Source organism: Pseudonocardia sp. CA-142604, assembly GCF_050948475.1.
In the GTDB taxonomy this organism is placed as follows: Bacteria; Actinomycetota; Actinomycetes; order Mycobacteriales; family Pseudonocardiaceae; genus Pseudonocardia; species Pseudonocardia alaniniphila.
Genome location: NZ_CP192045.1, coordinates 6,638,966 through 6,656,391, shown reverse-complemented (window position 1 = coordinate 6,656,391; position 17,426 = coordinate 6,638,966). Strand labels below are relative to the sequence as shown.

14 protein-coding genes are annotated in these 17,426 nt (G+C 67.7%); 9 read left to right on the top strand and 5 right to left on the bottom strand.

Translation table 11 applies throughout. The features are described from left to right. Positions 1 to 43: 43 nt before the first annotated feature. The 6 genes from ACQPZQ_RS30155 to ACQPZQ_RS30130 all read left to right on the top strand — a co-directional run bounded on the left by ACQPZQ_RS30155 (position 44) and on the right by ACQPZQ_RS30130 (position 5,420). Positions 44 to 1,324, top strand: a complete 1,281-nt coding sequence (locus ACQPZQ_RS30155) for a M20 family metallo-hydrolase (protein WP_433286339.1) — start codon at positions 44 to 46, stop codon at positions 1,322 to 1,324. 49 nt (positions 1,325 to 1,373) lie between these two features. After that, entirely contained in the window at positions 1,374 to 2,033 is a 660-nt protein-coding gene (locus ACQPZQ_RS30150) for an isochorismatase family protein (RefSeq protein ID WP_433286337.1), read from the top strand. A 2-nt stretch (positions 2,034 to 2,035) separates the two neighbouring features. Continuing rightward, a complete protein-coding gene (locus ACQPZQ_RS30145) occupies positions 2,036 to 2,947 on the top strand; it encodes a polysaccharide deacetylase family protein (protein WP_433286335.1) in 912 nt (303 codons plus the stop codon). A gap of 95 nt (positions 2,948 to 3,042) precedes the next feature. Beyond that, complete coding sequence (locus tag ACQPZQ_RS30140; protein ID WP_433286333.1) at positions 3,043 to 3,360, top strand: hypothetical protein; 318 nt, start codon at positions 3,043 to 3,045, stop codon at positions 3,358 to 3,360. Beyond that, positions 3,357 to 4,358, top strand: a complete 1,002-nt coding sequence (locus ACQPZQ_RS30135; protein ID WP_433286330.1) for a CobW family GTP-binding protein — start codon at positions 3,357 to 3,359, stop codon at positions 4,356 to 4,358. Before ACQPZQ_RS30140 ends, ACQPZQ_RS30135 begins: the two co-directional genes overlap by 4 nt. A gap of 15 nt (positions 4,359 to 4,373) precedes the next feature. Further along, positions 4,374 to 5,420, top strand: coding sequence for an asparaginase (locus ACQPZQ_RS30130; RefSeq protein WP_433286328.1), 1,047 nt, complete (start codon positions 4,374 to 4,376; stop codon positions 5,418 to 5,420). A 76-nt stretch (positions 5,421 to 5,496) separates the two neighbouring features. On the opposite strand, the gene ACQPZQ_RS30125 is transcribed toward ACQPZQ_RS30130, so the two are convergent. Further along, positions 5,497 to 6,921 carry a hypothetical protein gene (locus tag ACQPZQ_RS30125; RefSeq protein ID WP_433286326.1) on the bottom strand — a complete coding sequence of 475 codons (1,425 nt, stop codon included), beginning with the start codon at positions 6,919 to 6,921 and terminating at the stop codon, positions 5,497 to 5,499. Positions 6,922 to 7,714: 793 nt separating this feature from the next. Here ACQPZQ_RS30125 and ACQPZQ_RS30120 point away from each other — a divergent pair. Both ACQPZQ_RS30120 and ACQPZQ_RS30115 read left to right on the top strand, forming a co-directional pair. Then, a complete protein-coding gene (locus ACQPZQ_RS30120) occupies positions 7,715 to 8,665 on the top strand; it encodes a peptidase inhibitor family I36 protein (RefSeq protein ID WP_433286324.1) in 951 nt (316 codons plus the stop codon). 221 nt (positions 8,666 to 8,886) lie between these two features. Further along, complete coding sequence (locus ACQPZQ_RS30115) at positions 8,887 to 10,734, top strand: AMP-dependent synthetase/ligase (protein ID WP_433286322.1); 1,848 nt, start codon at positions 8,887 to 8,889, stop codon at positions 10,732 to 10,734. Position 10,735: 1 nt separating this feature from the next. Here ACQPZQ_RS30115 and ACQPZQ_RS30110 read toward each other — a convergent pair whose 3' ends face one another. From ACQPZQ_RS30110 to ACQPZQ_RS30095, 4 genes are all read right to left on the bottom strand, one after another. Continuing rightward, entirely contained in the window at positions 10,736 to 12,136 is a 1,401-nt protein-coding gene (locus tag ACQPZQ_RS30110; RefSeq protein ID WP_433286320.1) for a hypothetical protein, read from the bottom strand. A 54-nt stretch (positions 12,137 to 12,190) separates the two neighbouring features. Beyond that, positions 12,191 to 12,817, bottom strand: a complete 627-nt coding sequence (locus ACQPZQ_RS30105) for a DUF6875 domain-containing protein (protein ID WP_433286318.1) — start codon at positions 12,815 to 12,817, stop codon at positions 12,191 to 12,193. Positions 12,818 to 13,865: 1,048 nt separating this feature from the next. Beyond that, entirely contained in the window at positions 13,866 to 14,696 is an 831-nt protein-coding gene (locus ACQPZQ_RS30100; protein WP_433286316.1) for an MSCRAMM family protein, read from the bottom strand. Positions 14,697 to 14,708: 12 nt separating this feature from the next. Continuing rightward, on the bottom strand, positions 14,709 to 16,532 hold the full coding sequence (locus tag ACQPZQ_RS30095) for an MFS transporter (protein WP_433286315.1): 1,824 nt from the start codon (positions 16,530 to 16,532) through the stop codon (positions 14,709 to 14,711). A gap of 196 nt (positions 16,533 to 16,728) precedes the next feature. On the opposite strand from ACQPZQ_RS30095, the gene ACQPZQ_RS30090 reads away from it, so the two are divergent. Continuing rightward, entirely contained in the window at positions 16,729 to 17,415 is a 687-nt protein-coding gene (locus tag ACQPZQ_RS30090; RefSeq protein ID WP_433299418.1) for a TetR/AcrR family transcriptional regulator, read from the top strand. Positions 17,416 to 17,426: the final 11 nt, after the last annotated feature.

Genomic DNA, 17,426 nt, shown 5'->3' with positions numbered 1-17,426 from the left:
AGGGTCCCGCGGCCGGTCTCTCGTGCGGAAGGAGGAGCTGAGAATGCCGTCCAAGCCGGAGTCGCTGACGCCGCAGCCGTCACGGCTCGAGCACGATCTCGCCGAGCTGGCGAGGATCCGGAACCCGGAGAGCGGGGGTTGGACCAGGACGGTGTTCTCCGAGCCCTATCGGGCATCGCGGGAGTGGATCAGGTCTCGGATGGCGGACGCCGGGCTGGAGGTCCACACCGACGGGGCGGGCAACATCGTCGGGGTGCGGCCCGGACGACGTCCCGGGGCGCCGAGCCTGATCACCGGATCGCACACCGACACGGTGGAGTCGGGCGGCCGGTTCGACGGGGCCGTCGGTGTGCTCGGCGCCCTGGAACTGGTGCGGCAGCTGACGGAGCATGACGTCGAGCTGGAGCGGGACCTGCTGGTCGTGGACTTTCTCGGGGAGGAGTCCAACGACTTCGGGCTGAGCTGCCTGGGCAGCCGAGCGCTCGCCGGTGAGCTGACTGCGGCCGACCTCGATCGCCATGACCACGAGGGCAGGCGACTCGGCGACCGCTACGCGGCGTTCGGTCTCGACCCCGCTGGTGTCCCCGGCGCGGGCTGGACCAGCTCCCGGCCGTTGCACGGGTACGTCGAGTTGCACGTGGAGCAGGGTCCGCTGCTGGAGGAACGCGGCGCGCCGATCGGAGTGGTCACCGCGATAGCGGGGATCGAGCGGTTGCTGGCCAGGTTCGACGGCAGGCCGGACCACGCAGGGACCATGCCGATGGGCGACCGGCGGGACGCGCTGGTCGCGGCGGCGGAAGCGGTGCTGGCCGTCCGGCGGGAGGGTTGCGGTGCACCCGTGCACGGTGTCGCCACCACCTCCCGGCTCGTCTCCGAGCCCGGATCGCCCAACGTGGTCCCCGGAGCGGTACGGATGCACGCCGAGATCCGCAGCGTGGACACCACGTGGCTGTCTGCTGCCACCCGCCGGTTGGCCGAGGAGATCCGGGCCACGGCGGCGGGCTACGGGGTCGACGTCGACGTCGAGTGGTCCACCGACAACGCCCCTGTCCCCGCGAGCGCTGACGTGCACGAGGTCGTGTCCGCAGCAGCGGATGGGCTCGGAATCGCGTGGGAGCCGGTGCCCAGCGGCGCGACGCACGATGCCGTGCACATGGCCCGGCTGTGCCCGATGGGGATGATCTTCGTGCCCTCCCGTGGCGGTCGGAGCCACTGCCCGGACGAGTGGTCCGAGCTCGAGCACATCGTCACCGGCGTCCAGGTCCTCGGCGCCACCGTTCTCGACATGGATCGGCGGGAGATGACGGCGGGAACGACGTCGTGATCCTCTGTGTGGGTCAGACGCTCGGACCGAACTCCGGGGACGTGATGCGATGAGCACCTTCGACGCAGCCGACGATGCCACCCGCGAGACGTACCGGAGCGCGGGGTTCACGGGCCGCTTCGAACTGGGAGAGCGGCCGGCGATCGTGGTCGTCGACTTCTGCCGCGGGTTCACCGACCCCGAGTGCCCGCTCGGCTCGGACACCACAGCCGAGGTCGAACGCACGCGGGAAGTGCTCGACGCCGCCCGGGAGCACGGGCTGTTCGTGGCCTTCACGACCATCGCCTACGACGAGGGTGCACGTGCCACGACAACCTGGCTGCGCAAGGTGCCGTCGCTCGGCGAGCTGACCGTCGGCTCACCCTGGGTCGAGATCGATCCGCGCCTGGGCAGGCTCGCCCGCGAGCCGGTGATCGCCAAGGGTGGCGCGTCCGCCTTCTTCGGCACGCCGCTGCACGCACTGCTCGTCGCGAACCGGGTCGACAGCGTGCTCGTGCTGGGTGCGACCACATCGGGGTGTGTCCGCGCCTCCGTCGTGGACTCCGTGCAGCACGGCTTCCCCACGTTCGTCGTCACGGACTGCTGCGCGGACCGGTCGGCAGGCCCGCACGAGGCGAACCTGTTCGACATGACGGCGAAATACGCCGATCCCCTCACCGCCGAGGAGGTCGTGGTTCACCTCAGCGGTTCGTCCACTACAAGGAGATGAACATGCCCAAGGACATCAAGTGCGTGTTCGGCGTCGACATCGACGCCGTCGGAGGATGGCTGGGTTCCTACGGTGGTGAGGACTCGCCTTCGGACATCCAGCGAGGAATGTTCTCCGGTGAGATCGCCACCCCGCGGGTTCTGAAGCTCTTCAAGAAGTACGACCTGCCGGCCACGTGGTTCATCCCCGGGCACTCGATCGAGACGTTCCCTGACTCGGTGAAGATGATCGTCGATGCCGGCCACGAGATCGGCGCGCACGGCTATTCCCACGAGAACCCGATCGCCATGACGCCCAAGCAGGAAGAGGACGTCCTCGCCTACACCGTCGAGCTGATCGAGAAGGTCAGCGGCAAGGCCCCTCGCGGCTACGTGCCGCCGTGGTGGGAGATGTCGAACATCACCACGGCGCTGTTGCAGAAGTACGGCTTCACCTACGACCACGGACAGGGCCTGCACGACTTCGTCCCGTTCTACGCCCGGATCGGCGACTCCTGGACCAAGATCGACTACTCGCAGGAGGCCCGCACATGGATGAAGCCGCTCCAGCGCGGTGAGGTGATCGACCTCGTCGAGATCGGCGCGAACTGGTACATGGACGACCTGCCTCCGATGATGTTCATCAAGGGTGCCCCGAACAGCGCCGGCTGGGTGAACCCGCGGGACGTCGAGGCCTGGTGGAAGGACCAGTTCGACTGGGTGTACCGCGAGCAGGACTACGGCGTCTTCGCCTTCACCATCCACCCCGACGTCTCCGGCCGCCCCCAGGTGCTGCTGATGCTCGAGCGGTTGATCGAGTACATCAACGGCCACGAAGGCGTCAGCTGGGTCACCATGGAGGATGCGGCGAACGACTTCCGCAAGCGCTACGCCTACCCAGGCCCCGACGGCAGCCCGTTCATGCCGGGTTCCTGATCGGCAGGCGGGGGCGGGCCGGCCGGCCCGAGCCGTACCGCCCCCGCCGGACCCCGCAGGCGACAACCGCAAACCCGAAGGAACACTGATCTGCGATGTGCGTGCTGTGCTACGAGCTGGCTCCCGAGGACCACTGGACGGACGGAGTGTCCGTCGGTGAGACGCCGGACATGCCCGGCCGCCCGCGGTACAGGCGCACGCGCATCCTCTCCGCGGTGCTGGCTCCGTACGGCCTCACCGTGTCGGACCCGGGCAAGGGAGCACACCGGGTGATCGCCGACCGCAAGGGGTCGGCGGAGGTGGCCGCCGCGTTGCCCGCCGTCTGGCAGGCGGCCGAACGCCTGTCATCGCGCAAGATCGACGTGCTCGATCCCGACCTCCTGGCTGCCATCGCCCCGGACGATCCGGCATGACGCTGCTCGGCCTGCCCGCCGCCGAGCCTTCCCCGGCCGGACGCGCTCGGCGCTCGGTCACCCTGCTCAGCGGCTTCCTCGGATCGGGCAAGACCACGCTGTTGCGCCGCGAGCTGGACCGAGCCGGTGATCACGCGCCCGCGGTGATACTCAACGACTTCGGGGAGACGCTCGTCGACGACGTCCTCCTGAGCGTCGACGGGGACCGGCCGGTCGTGGTGTCCGGCGGATGCGCCTGCTGCACCCGCCGTGACGACCTTGCCCAGGCCCTCGCCGGCCTGCTCGACGCCGAGCAGAGCGGCCGAGCGCCGCGCCGCGACCACGTGGTGATCGAGACCAGCGGGCTCTCCGATCCCGGGCCCATCGCGTTCACCATCGCGAACGACCCCGTCCTGAAGCATCACTACGCCCTGGCGCGGATCTGCGTCACGGTCGATGCCCTCACCGGTCTGGACAGCATCGAGAACCACGAGGTCGCGATGCGGCAGTTGCTCGCGGCCGACGACGTGGTGGTCACCAAGGCGGACCTGGTCGAACCCGAGCACGTCGAGGACCTGGTCCGCAGCCTGCGCCGGATCGTCCCCACCACAACGGTCAGCGTCACGGCAGCCGGTGAGCTGCTGCGCACCGAGGTGCCGACCGGTGCGCCCGCCTCCACGCCGCCGGTCCCGCTTACCGGGGGCTCCGCGGACCCGGCGCACACCAGCGCCGTCTCCACCCTGGAGCTGGCGACCGACGAGCCCCTGGACTGGCAGGCTTTCGCCATCTGGCTGAGCCTCCTGCTGCATCGGCACGGTCCGGCCGTGCTGAGGGTCAAAGGCGTCCTCGACGTCCACGGCGCCGGGCCGGTCGCGCTCAACGGGGTGCAGCACGTCGTGCACCGGCCGGAGCACCTCACCGGCGCCGTTCCGCCAGGCAGCAGGCTCGTGCTCATCGCCCACGATCTCGACGCCGAGCTGCTGGAGCGTTCCTTCCACGCTTTTCTCGCCATCAGGTGAAGGGTGAGGTGACATGTGAACCGAGATGCCGGACTGCCCCGAGTGGTGGTCTTCTCCCTCGGCGGCACCATCGCATCGACCAACGCGAATGGAGGGGCTGCGGGCGGGGTGGCGCCCCGGCTCGGCGCCGGCGATCTCGTGGAGGCGGTTCCACAGCTACGGGAGGTCGCCGAGCTGGAGACCGTCTCGTTCCGCCAGGTCGCCTCCTCCGACCTGACCTTGCCGGACATCATCGCGCTGGCCGCGCAGATCACCGACTGCTTCGAGGCCGGAGCGAGTGGTGCCGTCGTCACCCAGGGCACGGACACGATCGAGGAGACCTCGTTCGCGCTCGACCTGCTCGTGCGTGATCACCGTCCCGTCGTCGTCACGGGTGCTATGCGCAACCCCACCCTCGCCGGGCCCGACGGACCCGCCAACCTGCTCGCGGCCGTGCAGGTGGCGGCGGCCCCGGACGCAGCCGGCCTGGGCACCCTCGTCGTTCTGAACGACGAGATCCACGCGGCACGGTTCGTGCGCAAGACCCACACCTCGAGCCCGGCCACGTTCCACTCGCCGACCGCCGGCCGACTCGGATGGATGAGCGAGGGTCGGCCGCGAATCGCCTTCCGCGCACCCGCACTCGAGGGCATCCCGTCGGGGGTGAACGAGCAGGAGGTGCCGCCCGTCGCCCTTCTGACGTCCGTTCTCGGCCACGACTCCAGGCTCATCGGGCAGGTGGAGACCCTCGGATACGCCGGCCTCGTGATCGAGGCATTCGGCGGCGGTCACGTTCCTTCGCACGTCGTCCCGGTGCTGGCGGACCTGGCCTCACGGCTGCCGGTCGTGCTGGCCTCGCGCACCGGCGGTGGTGAGCTACTCCAGGGGACCTACAGCTTTCCCGGCTCGGAGCGAGACCTGCTCTCCCGCCCACTCATCCCCGCGGGCTTCCTCGACGGCCCGAAAGCCCGCGTCCTGCTGAGCCTGCTCCTGACGGCCGGAGCGGACCTCGACCGGGTGCGCACGGCGTTCGAGCAGATCAACGCATCCATCTCCGCCCCGATCGTCGGTGGGGCCCACTGATCGCCCGACACGACGATCTCAGAGATCACGGTCCGCCAGGCGAGCGCGTTCGTCAGGAACCAGCGTCGAGCATCAGTCAGTCGCGCGCGGCTCCCGGTACGGACGGCTCCGGGGCGAGCAGGACTGTGCTCTCGTATGCGCCTCGAAACGCACCGATCACCAGGTCCCCCGCAGCGACGTACGGGCCCATGTGGCGCAGATAGAGGTTCCCCGCCACACCGTCGATCATGAACGGGCTGAGCACGAACGGCACCTCAGCGGTGATCTGCTGACCGGAGTCAAGTTCGTGAAATTGTATCGGCGTGCGGTCGGATACGACGCGTTCCTGCAGGACCACCGGGTTCGTCCGCGCCTCCTCCACGAGGGCTGAGGGCCAGTCCTGTTCCGCGGCCTGGCTGCCGAACAACACGCCTTTTCCGGAACTGCCGGAGGCGGGCTTGGCCACCAATTGATCACGTCGGCCGCTTGCGACGCTCAGCAGTTCCTTCTGTTCGTCCGGGTCACAGTCCAGGCCTAGGCATGCGGTCCATGGAACGTGCTCGCGTACCAATTCCTGATCGGCGGCGGCGAGCAAGCCCGCAGCACAGTCCTCGTGCAGCCAGGCCAGGATCGCCTTCGACGAGATGAGCCCCGACTCCGTGCGCGGGAACAGTCCGACCGTCTGGGCCCGGTCAGCGCCACACAATGCGGCAACCCCGCCGCCGTCCTCCACGATGCCGCCGCCCCACTGGAGTAGCACGACGTCGATCGGCACGTCGGCGGCGAGCAGCCGACCGGTGGTGTCGAGGCGCAGTTCGGCGAGATCGGCCTGCACCACCTCGAAGCCCACTCGCTCGGCGTCGGCCACGGCGGCACGTCTGGCCGTTTTGTGTGACTTGGTTTTGCCGGTGCCGGATTTCATCTTCTTGTAAGTGGGCATGAGCAGCCGGATCGGGATGCCGTTTCCGATCTCGCCAGGGAGCGTACGGACCAGCGCCTCGGAACGTGCGGCCACGGTAGAGGGTGGCCGGTACAGGCCGCTGTGCGGGCACAGCTGGGCGTAGGCGTCCGCCAGTTGGGGGCACAAGGTGACGCTGCGGCCGAGGTTAGGGAGGGTGTTGAGCTCGAGCAGCCGGGGTCGCCCCTGCTCGATCAGGAAGTCGGGACGTGCGTACCGGATGAGCTCTGTGGCCACGATCGGACGATCAGGATCCATCAGCAGCAGCGCATCGGGAAAGCGGAGTAGCCGCTTCAGCTCACCCACGGTCGACGCACGCCGCCGGCACGCATCCACCGCCAGGTGCAACAGCCGAGCTGTGATCGAATCGAGGCGCCCGTAGGCCCGTTCTCCGATGACGACCGGCCGGAGTGGCTCCCAGTATTTGCCGTCCGATTCCTGAAGCTGGTGGAAATTCCACCCGGTCGACTCCGTCCGACGGGCGAGGAACTCTGCGCGCAGCTGCTCCGGCAGCGCATCCCAGACATCGCGGATCGGGACGTCGAGGCGAGGGGTATCGGTCATATGGTGCCGCCTTCCGTAGGTGATCACCGTCAGTGGGACGGAGCTTGCGATAGCGGTATGGAAGAGTCGCAGTGGCGATCACAAGCGTCGAGGCTGGGGCCTTGAGAACGGCGTCTCGACGCGGCAGTAAATTGTATCTCATTCCATATTACGTAGATCAGACATATCTCTTTTATTTCTCTCCTTGAGAGGCCGGGATCACTGCCACTTCCCATGCAGGCCGCATTTAGCTCGTCGAGGACGATCGGCTCGACGTAGCCGGGTGGATCCAGCCGAATTTCGAAGGAATCGGACATGCGTCCGGCCTCCCCTCCAGCGCACACGCTGGTGTCGGCTCACGGCGGGCATGGGGCGCCGGTGCGGGGTCGGGCGGACCGAGTACTTCCGGTGTGATCAGGGCGCGGGCGGTGGCGGCGAAGTAGCGCTCGGAGACCGACCCGGTCAGGCCGAGGATGACGCCCTGGCTGAGACCGACGAGCAGTCCTCTGAGTTCCATGGCCAAGCGCTGCGTCTGTCGTGGGATCACCGGGGCCTCGTTGTGGGATCTACCGGTGAACAGTGCGGTCAGTCGTTCATCGTGCGTCCGGATCAGCAGCAGCGTGAAAGCACGCCTGATGAACGATAAATGGATGGGAGGTGGTCGCCAGACATACCTACGGTGTGGCGCGCGGCCAGGTCCGGCGTCGACATATGCGAATAACTGAATTGGTTGAACCGTGTCCGATCTTGATCCGTGTGCCCCGAAGATCGGGTTGGGGTGTCCGGCCCGCAGACCCGGGGGATCCAGATCCACATGAAGAAGCTCATCCGCGCAGTTCGGTACGGGGCTGTCGCCGTAGTGAGCATCGCCGCGCTCACCGCCTGCAGCTTCCAGGCCGCCGCTCCGGCCGTGCCGCTCCCGCAGGCGGGAGCGCTCGGGCAGGTGGTCGGCAGCAGCCCGCCTCCGATCGCGAACTCGGTAGGGCAGGTGCAGGTTTTCGGGGGCCCGACGACCGGCACCCTGACGCTGCCCACCAATCACGGCGCGGCTTCCAGCATTCAACTTCAGGCGGTCAACAACCCCCAGATCGGCGTCTACGTCACGGACAGCGCCGGCATGACCCTGTACCGCTCCGCCGCGGACAGCACGAACCCCCCGCAGTCCACCTGCGACAGCAACTGTGCGGCGACTTTTCCGCCGCTGGTGGTCGGGCCTTCCGCGAAGATCTACACGGCCGGAGTCAACGCCTCAAGCGTCGGTTACGTCCAGCGGTCCGACGGCACCTACCAGGTGACCATCAACGGATCGCCGATGTACTACTACTGGCAGGACCAACAGCCCGGCCAGATCAACGGTCAGGGTGTCGCCAACAACTGGTCGACCGTGAGCCCGACGGGCGGCAATGCCGCATCCGGGCAGTCGTCGGGTGGGCAGTCGTCAGGTGGGCGGTCATCAGGTGGGCAGGGCTCGGGCGGGCAGTCGTCGGGCTCCGGTTCCGTCGACGGAAGGCCCAACGAGCTCACGGTCTACGAAGGGGCGAATTTCCGGGGAGAGTTCACCTCGCTGGAAGGATCTTTCAGCAACTTTGCCACCGTGGACCTCAATGACAAGATCACATCCATTGCCAATAACACGGGCAAGGACATGTGTTTCTGGACCAATGCCAACTTCCAGGGGTCGGAGGTCAAAGTTCCTGCGGGTGTCACCGTGGCGCAGCTCAGCCAGCCCTTCGACGACAAGATCTCCTCAGAGAAGCAGTGTTGATACCGGCTGCTGATCCGCGGTAAGTCCCGGCAGCGAGGAACGGACTCCTGGCGCCGCCGGTCAGGGCGACGCCAGGGGACCACCGTGAGGACATCGGCAGCCCGTGACGACGGCTTCCGGCATTTCGGACAGCCCGGGCGGGCCAGTTGCTTCGTTCGGGTGACTGGCCAATACTGCCCGTGCGTCAGGATCACCCGTTCGGACAAGGAGGTCTGGCGGTAGTGGCTAACCGGCACCAACGCCTCACCCTGTTGGACCTGGTCGACTGCAACGCGATCGAGCATCCCGATGCCCTCGCCCTGGTGGACGGCGAGATCCGGTTGAGCTGGTCCGAGTATCGGGCTCAGGCTCGGGCGATCGCGCTGGTGCTGCTGGACCTGGGGGTGGGCCGCGGCGACGTCGTGGGTCTGCACATGGTCAACCGCGCAGAGCACGTGCTTGCTGATGTCGGCGCGGTGATGGCGGGTGCCATTCCCTGCAGCTACTACAACAGCTTGGCCGCCGAGCAGCTTGCCTGGGTTGCGGCGGACTCGGCGGCGTCGGTGGTGGTCGTCGATGCCGTCCGGCTGCCCACGTGGCTGGCTATCCAGAGGCAACTGCCCAGGCTGAGGTACGTGCTCGTGCTCGACCTGGAACCGGATGTCGTGCCGCCGCTGGGCGTGGAACGGTTCGAGCAGTTGGTGGCCGTCGCCTCGGAGCAGCTTGGTCAGCGCGGGCCCGAGATCGACTACGCCAGCTACCAGATGCACCCGAGCGACCCGCTGACCATCGTCTACACCTCGGGTACGACGGGGTTTCCCAAGGGCACGATCATCACCCATACCGCCGCGTTGTGGGTGATGGAGCAGGTGAACAGGCAGCTCGTCGAACATCTCGGCGGTCCGGTTCCGATCGGGTGGTCGACGGTTTCCTATCTGCCGTTGGCTCACGTGGCGGAACGGCTGTTCTCGCACTACCAAGGTTTGGCGCGGGCGATCACGGTCACTTATGTTCGGGATACCGCGAAGTTGCCTCAGATACTCCCGGCGACCCGGCCCAACCTGTTCCTCGGGGTGCCGAGGGTCTGGGAAAGAATGTACGGCGCCATCCGGGAACGAGCGGCGAATCAGAAGAGCCGTTTCCGGCGTCTCCTCGTCAACTCGGCGATCTCGGTTGCTCGCGAGGTCGGCGCCGCACGATTGACCGGGAAGAACGCACGCTGGTGGACCCGCCTCCGGTGTCCGCTCATGGAGCGAGTCGTCTATAGGCGGCTGCGCGCGGGGCTCGGTCTGGATCGGGTGGAGCTCGCGGTCAGTGGTGCGGCGTCGCTGCCGGCCGAGGTGGTGGCGTTCTTCGCCGGGATGGGAATCACCATCATCGAGGTGTACGGGATGACCGAGACCTGCGCGATGCTCGCGCACAGTCCCCTGGACGCACCGCGGCTGGGCAGCGTCGGGCGCGCGCTGGCCGGCATCGACCTGAGGATCGCCCCGGATGGCGAAGTACTGGCGAGAGGGCCCAACATCACCCCCGGCTATCTGAACCAGCCGCGGGCGACGGCGGAGGCGATCGACGCGGCGGGCTGGCTGCACACCGGCGATATCGGCGCCCTGGACGACGACGGATACCTGCGCATCACCGGTCGCAAGAAGGAACTCATCAACACCGCGTCCGGGAAGACGATCTCACCCGCCGGCGTGGAGGGTGCGTTGTCATCAGGCTCCGACCTGGTCGGGTCGGTCTACGTGCACGGTGATGACAAGCCCTGTCTCGTGGCCCTGGTCACCCTCGATCCCGGCTGGGCGCAGTGGTGTGCAGCGCGGGACATCAAGGTTCGTTCGATCGCCGACGCGGTGGCCGATGGACGGGTGCGGCTGGAGGTGGCCCGGTGCATCGGCGCGGGCAACGCTGCCCTCTCACGGGTCGAGCAGGTCAAGAACTGGGCCCTCCTCCCGGAGGAATGGAGCAGCGAGGCGGGTCAGCTCACGCCGACGTTCAAGCTGAAACGCACGGTGATCGCCGAGTGGTACCGCGACGAGATCGAGGAACTCTACGACCCGCTGACGGCCGAATCGTGGACGGACGAGTAACTCACACCGGATCCGGCGCGATGAGTGCCGTGCTCTGGAAACCGCCTCGACTGGCACCGATCACCACGTCTCCGGCACGAACGCCCGGGCCCATGTGGCGCACCCCGACACTCGCCGCCCCGCCGTCGATCATGAACGGACTGAGCACATACGGCACCTGCGCCACGATCTCCTGCCCGGAGTCCCGATCGAGGAACGGCATCGTCATGCGGTCGGATTCGACGCGCTGTTGGAGGACCATCGGCGACTCGCGGGCGGCATGGACAGCGGCCGCGAGCCAGTCCTGCTCCGACGTCTGACTTCCGAAGAGCACACCGTTTCCGGACTTGCCGACGGCGGGCTTCGAGACCAGCCGGTCGCGCTCGTCGGCCGCCATGCGTAGCAGCTTCTCGGGCACGGCCGGATCTCCGTCCAGGCCCAGGCAGGTGGTCCACGGAACGTGGGTGCGGACCAAAGCGCTGTCCGCCGGGTCGAGCAGGCCCGCGTCACAGTCCTCATGGAGCCAGGCCAGGACCGCCTTCGAGGAGATGAGGGCCGACTCCGTACGCGGGAACAGCTCCACAGTTCGGGCGCGGTCGGCGCTACGCAGCGCGGCGAGTCCACCGCCGTCGTCCACTATGCGGTCGCTGCCCCACTGGAACATGACAAGATCGATCGGCAGACCGGCGGCGAGCAGTCGACCAGCGGCGTTGATGCCGAGATCGACGAGGTCGGCCTGGACGACCTCCAGGCCCACCCGCTCAGCATCGGCCAGGACGAGCTTCTTGATCCTCTCGTGGCGACGGCGCGTTCCGTTGGCGTCGATCCCCCAACACGCGGGGACGAGCATCCGACGTGGACGGCCGTTCCCGAGCTGGGAGCCGAGCGTCCGGACCAACGCCGCGGAGCGGGCGGTCACACAGGAGGGCGGCGGGTGCAGACCGCTCTCCGGCCACAATCGGGCGTAGGCCTCCGCGAGCCGGGGCGTCACCGTGTCGCCCCCGAGCCGTGTGCTGTTGTTGAACTCGAGCAAGCGTGGCTGACCCTGCTCGACCAGGAGGTCGGGACGGGCGTACCGGGTGAGCTCTGCGGCCACCAGCGGGCGATCGGGATCCATCAGCTGGAGCTCATGGGGAAAGCGGAGTGCCCGGTGTAGTTCGCCCAGCGTGGCGGCACGGCGACGGCACGCCTCGACGGCCAGGTGCAACAGCCGGGCCGTGAGCCACCCGAGGCCGCGGTAGGCCCGTTCTCTGATGATCACCGGCCGGAGCGGTTCCCAGTGCCTGCCGTCCCATTCCTGGCGTCTGTAGCCCTTCCATCCCGTCGAAGACCTGCGGCGGGTGAGCAACTCTTCGCGGAGCTCCTCGGGTAGCGCAACCCAGACATCATCGACCAAAAGGACAGAAGGTTCGTGATCGTTCATGTCGCGAATCTCTCTCCGGTGAGGACGGCGACGGCGTACGGATTTCGGCCCCGGCTACGTCGAAAGGTCATGGCGATCACGTGCGCGGCTATACAGCGAGATCAGGAGTGGGTCGCGTACGCGGCCACGCTCGAAATATGAATGGAAGCGTCGATGGTATTCTCTGAACCATCGTTCGGAGTCGTGCAAGAAAAGGATGTCGTGTGGTGCCATGTGTCGTATCGCGAGCAGCGCGACCGGGGCGATCGAGACTCTGAAACCTGAATTCCGGAACGCTCTCTCGTCGCAGTTCGGATGGAATTGTCCGACCATCACCCCGGATTGCACGGCGAAGTCCTTCAGGCGTTCATACACCGCATCCAAGCGCTCCCAGCCTTCAGGGCCCATGCGTGGCATGACTATCAGCCTGCTGTCGAGCAGGACTCCCGAACTGCGCGGTGGGTGGCCCGCAGTGCCGAATTCGCGGATCTCGGTCTGCAGTGTACTGATCAGCTCCGGTTCGTCGGAGCCGTCGATGTCATATCGTATGTGAGTCTCCAAGGCGTGCTCGTTGAGCGCACGAGGAACGAAGGGGCACACGGGCCCGGATCGGCCGATCCGTCGGTCGCCCACCGAAACGTATTCGCGCAGCCACGTGTCCACCAGGCTGCGGTGCTCGTCGGGATTGAACTCATCGATCATGGTGCGGCCGCCGCTGGAGCGGAAAGTGCCGCGGGCGCCCCGGTCTGTCCGAGGTCTCTCGCGGATGCGTCCACCTTGTTCGAGGAACACTCCACTCGCTCGGCCATTGCGCACCGTTCATCCAGCGGCAACAGTCGACCGGAACAATTGGACAACAATCTCAGCACCTCCGACACCATGAGCTCGCCACGTCGCGCATTGCGACGAGGTCGGCCGCTCGACCACAACATCTGCGGTTGATCGATGCGCCACGATCGCCGTTGGCCGACGCGCCTCGAAGATCCGTCTCCTACCGGTTGTTGAACGCCTCTCGGCCGCCAATCTCCCCCAATGCGACCGAACTAGCCGATCGTCTGTGTTTCGCGCATCGTAATGAACTCCTAAACGCAGTGCTCTGGCCGCTGTGAGACCCACCGGCCGTGGCCACGATAAAGGACGCTCCAGTCTGAACCGCTGCACGGCTGACCACCCAGCGGGTGACATGAGTCCAGTTGGCGCGTAAATAGGCGGCATGTTACGAAACTGGTGTCGTTTGCGGTACTCCGTGCTTTCGGCGATCCGCCGGCGCATCAGCTTCGGGCAGACCGGCGGAAATGCACCCATATGGCCGGAGCACATGTGGCCGGAGTGCGAAGTTCGACCCTCTTGCAGGGGGAGCAAAGTGTGGCCATGATCTCGTCGACGGCTTCGTGAGTGGTCGATAAGATTGATCCTCACGGCTGGGGAGCCCACCGAAAAGTAAACGTCAGGCTATTTGTGGTGCAGAAAGATCGTTGTCGGGAATCCGCGGTTGACCCCGGAGATGCGAGACCGGTCGTTGCCGGTGGAGGTCAGGCCGCGGGCTTACCTCGGGCGGGAGGAGGCTCGGCCAGGGACGGCGGCGCCGCTCATCGCGGGCGGCGGGGAGTCTGCCGCCCCGCATCCGATCACAACGGCGTGTGCGTCGATCACATCCCGGACCGCACCGTGAACGCCGCGCCCCCACCGCGACACTGCGTCGTCGGATGATGAGCCGCGGACCGACCAGCCTGGCCGGCCGGGAACACGTTTACTGCGGTGAATCGTCTCCGAGGCCGGTGAGTGTCACGTCGCTGACCGCGTCGTGCGCTCCTATCGCAGCCGCGTGCGGAAGGCTGGTGGCGCTGCGGACGCTGTACCGGCCGGCCGGGACGTTGTCGAAGCGGTACGCGCCATGGTCATCGGTCACGGTCGTGTCGACCGTGCGTCCGTGCTGATCGTGCAGGTGGAGGGTGATCCCGGGGACGGCCTGCCCGGCCGCTGTGACGGTGCCGGTGAGAATGCCGAGGGTCTGGACGGGCAGGTCGACGACGTGGTCGGAGCCGGTCGCGGCACCGAGCTCGATCACGCGGGCGACCGGTTCGGCGCCGGGAGTCGCGACCGCGATCGTGACGGTCGTCGTGGCGATACCGTCGAGGCGGTAGCGGCCGTCGGGGTCGGACATGGTGCTGGCGATGACCTCGCCTGCAGGATCGAGCGCGAGCACTGCGGCGGCCGGAACGGGGCGGCCGGTCTGCGTGTCGTGAACGATCCCGGTGATGCTCCTGATCGTCTTGAGTTCGACATCGATCAGCGTGGAGCCTGTTCGGTCGAAGATCGTCGCCGTCACCGAGACGGCGTGCGGTTCGTAACCAGGTCGGCGGGCGATCAGGATGTAGTGGCCGGGTCGGAGGCTGTCGAACCGGAACCGGCCGTCCTCACCGCTGATCACCCGCGAGATCTGGCTGCCGACGCCGTCGGTCAGTGTGAGAGTCACGCCGGACAGCGGTCTCGTTGCACTGTGGACTCGGCCGGTGAGCGATGCCGAGGGTGCTTCGTCGGTGGCTATGGGCCCGGCGAAGACATCGTGCTGGTCCGTCACGGGATGTCCTTCCTAGTGCCGCTGCAGAACCGGCAGGGCGATGTCGTGCTGCTGGGTTGTGCCCGCCGCGACGGTCACGACCTCGTGGATCGCCGGGTGTTCGACGGTGACGAGGGTCAGTGGTTGCACGGGTAGGGCGTCGAGCCGGTATCGGCCGTGCGCGTCGGCGACGGTGCTGCTCACGACGCTGCCGTCGGTGGCGTGCGCGGTGACGGTGACCAGGGCGGGCGTGGGTCCGGTGGTCCCGTCGACCGTGCCCGTGACGGCTCGGGTCGCGGGTCGCGCCGGCTCGCCATGGGCCTGCCCGACGGACTCCAGTGCGTCTGCCGCTCGTCCGGCGAGAGACACGGTCGGGTCCGGTTCGATGGGTGCAGACACCTTCTGCAGGGGCAGGCTGCGCTGCCGTCCCGGGATGAAGGAGGTGATGACGAGCGCGAGGAGCGCCGCGCCGGACCCGACCGCCAGGACGACGCGGAACGCATCCTGCGAGGGGAAGGTGGCGCCCTCGATCGTGATGGTGATCTGTGCGAGAACGACCCCGGCGACCGCGCTGGAGACCGAGGTGCCGATGGAGCGCATGAGCGTGTTGAGGCTGTTGGCGGCGGCGGTTTCCGACACGGGGACGGCGCCCATGACGAGGGCGGGCATCGCCCCGTAGGCAAGGCCGACACCGGCGCCGATGATGCTGGAGACGACGACGAGTTGCCAGATCTCGGACATGAGCACGATGGCCAGCGCGTAGCCGGCGGCCACGACGAAGGCACCCCACATCAGCGTGACCTTCGGCCCCCGGGTGCGGGAGATGCGAGCGGAGACGGGAGCCATCGCCATCATGACCAGCCCGTTCGGTGCCATGATCAGGCCGACGGCGAGCATGCTCTGCCCCAGCCCGAAGCCCGAGCTCGCGGGCAGCTGGATCAGCTGTGGCAGCACCAGCGACATCGCGAACATCGCGAACCCGAACACCGCCGAGGCGATGTTGGTGAGCAGGACCTGGGGACGTGCGGTGGTGCGCAGGTCCACCAGCGGTCGCGGTGTCCGGAGCTCCCATCGGCCCCAGAAGGCCAGTACGACGACCGCCGCCGCAACCAGGCCGAGGGTCAGCCCGCTGCCCCATCCCCAGTCCGCGCCGCTGGAGATCACCAGCAGCAGAGCCACCAGTGCCGCCGAGAGTCCGACGGCTCCGAGGAAGTCGAATCGCCCACCGGCACGGACGGGGGACTCGGGCACAACGGTCACCACGAGCACGGCGACGAGCGCGCCGAGGCCGGCGGCGGTCCAGAACAGGACGTGCCAGTCGGTGCGTTCGGCCAGGAACGCGGCCGCGGGAAGCCCGAGTGCGCCGCCCACCCCGAGAGACGCGCTCATCATGGCCGTCGCGGAGCCGAGCCGTTCCGCGGGGAGCTCGTCGCGCATGATGCTGATCCCGAGCGGGATCACACCGGCCGCGAGGCCTTGCAAGGTCCGTCCGACGACCATCGGGACGAGGCTGTCACTGAGCGCACAGACGACCGATCCGATGACCAACATGACCAGACTGACGAGGAGCAGCCGCCTCTTGCCGTACATGTCGCCCAGCCGCCCGATGGTCGGCGTGGCCACTGCGCCGGCGAGCAGGGTCGCGGTGACGGCCCAGACGGCCTCGGACGCCGAAGCGTGGAGGAGCGTGGGCAGCTGCGGGACCAGCGGGATGATCACGGTCTGCATCAGTGCGACCACGATCCCGCCGAAGGCCAGCACGGCGACCACGGCGTTGGGGCGAGGCCGGGCGACGGTCTCGGCCTTGTGCCGATCTGCGTGCGATGGATCGGCGGAGGCCTGATGGACAGCGGACATGCGTCTCCCTCGTGGGACTGCGCAGACGTGACGGAGCGGCTTAAATCACCCGGTTGATTTACACTAACAGGCGCGGTTGACTGGGCTGCGTCCGTGGACGATCAATCTCGAGGAGGCGCGTAGTGCAGCACCAGGCAGGTGAGCAGGCTCTGTGCTCGCCGTTGCCCGGCCGACTCCGCGAGCTGCCGGTGAGGTGCTGACCGTGACCTGGAGATCGGCGGGGGCGGACCGCGCGAGCGCGACCCGAGAGATCATCCTGGTCACCGCGGAGCGGCTCTTCGCCGAGCACGGCGTCTACGCGGTGTCCAACCGGCAGATCGGCGAGGCCGCGGGCCAGGGCAACACCGCGGCTGTCGGCTACCACTTCGGCAGCAAGTTCGATCTTGTGCGGACGATCGTGCGTGGACACACCGCAGACATAGATCGGATCCGAGCGGCGATGGTGGCCGTGACGGCCGGTTCCACCGAGGTCCGCGACTGGGTCGCATGCATCGTGCGGCCGATGACCGAACATCTGGACGCGCTCGGCAGCCCCACGTGGTTCGCCCGGTTCAGCGCGCAAGTGATGACCGACCCCGCACTGCGGGAGATCATGTCCGAGGAGACGCTGACGTCTCCGTCGCTCGTCGAGGCCCTCGACGGGCTCAACGGCTGCCTGCCCGCGCTGCAGCCCGAGGTGCGGACCGAACGCGGAGACATGGTGCGTCAGCTCATGGTGCACATTCCCGCCGAGCGCGAACGCGCACTCGCCGACGGCACCTCGACCCCCCGAGCCACCTGGCGCGCCGCCGCCACCGGGCTGATCGATGCGATCGCCGGGATCTGGTTGGCGCCGAGCACCCCGCCCGCGGGTGACGTGGCGATCAAGGACTCGGCGCGCTGACGGGGAGCCGG

Bases quoted from the DNA above. Each gene is read 5' to 3' on its own strand.
- ACQPZQ_RS30095 (WP_433286315.1), bottom strand. From the start codon at position 16,532: ATGTCCGCTGTCCATCAGGCCTCCGCCGATCCATCGCACGCAGATCGG.
- ACQPZQ_RS30110 (WP_433286320.1), bottom strand. From the start codon at position 12,136: ATGAACGATCACGAACCTTCTGTCCTTTTGGTCGATGATGTCTGGGTT.
- ACQPZQ_RS30105 (WP_433286318.1), bottom strand. From the start codon at position 12,817: ATGATCGATGAGTTCAATCCCGACGAGCACCGCAGCCTGGTGGACACG.
- ACQPZQ_RS30135 (WP_433286330.1), top strand. From the start codon at position 3,357: ATGACGCTGCTCGGCCTGCCCGCCGCCGAGCCTTCCCCGGCCGGACGC.
- ACQPZQ_RS30150 (WP_433286337.1), top strand. From the start codon at position 1,374: ATGAGCACCTTCGACGCAGCCGACGATGCCACCCGCGAGACGTACCGG.
- ACQPZQ_RS30140 (WP_433286333.1), top strand. From the start codon at position 3,043: ATGTGCGTGCTGTGCTACGAGCTGGCTCCCGAGGACCACTGGACGGAC.
- ACQPZQ_RS30155 (WP_433286339.1), top strand. From the start codon at position 44: ATGCCGTCCAAGCCGGAGTCGCTGACGCCGCAGCCGTCACGGCTCGAG.
- ACQPZQ_RS30145 (WP_433286335.1), top strand. From the start codon at position 2,036: ATGCCCAAGGACATCAAGTGCGTGTTCGGCGTCGACATCGACGCCGTC.
- ACQPZQ_RS30120 (WP_433286324.1), top strand. From the start codon at position 7,715: ATGAAGAAGCTCATCCGCGCAGTTCGGTACGGGGCTGTCGCCGTAGTG.
- ACQPZQ_RS30125 (WP_433286326.1), bottom strand. From the start codon at position 6,921: ATGACCGATACCCCTCGCCTCGACGTCCCGATCCGCGATGTCTGGGAT.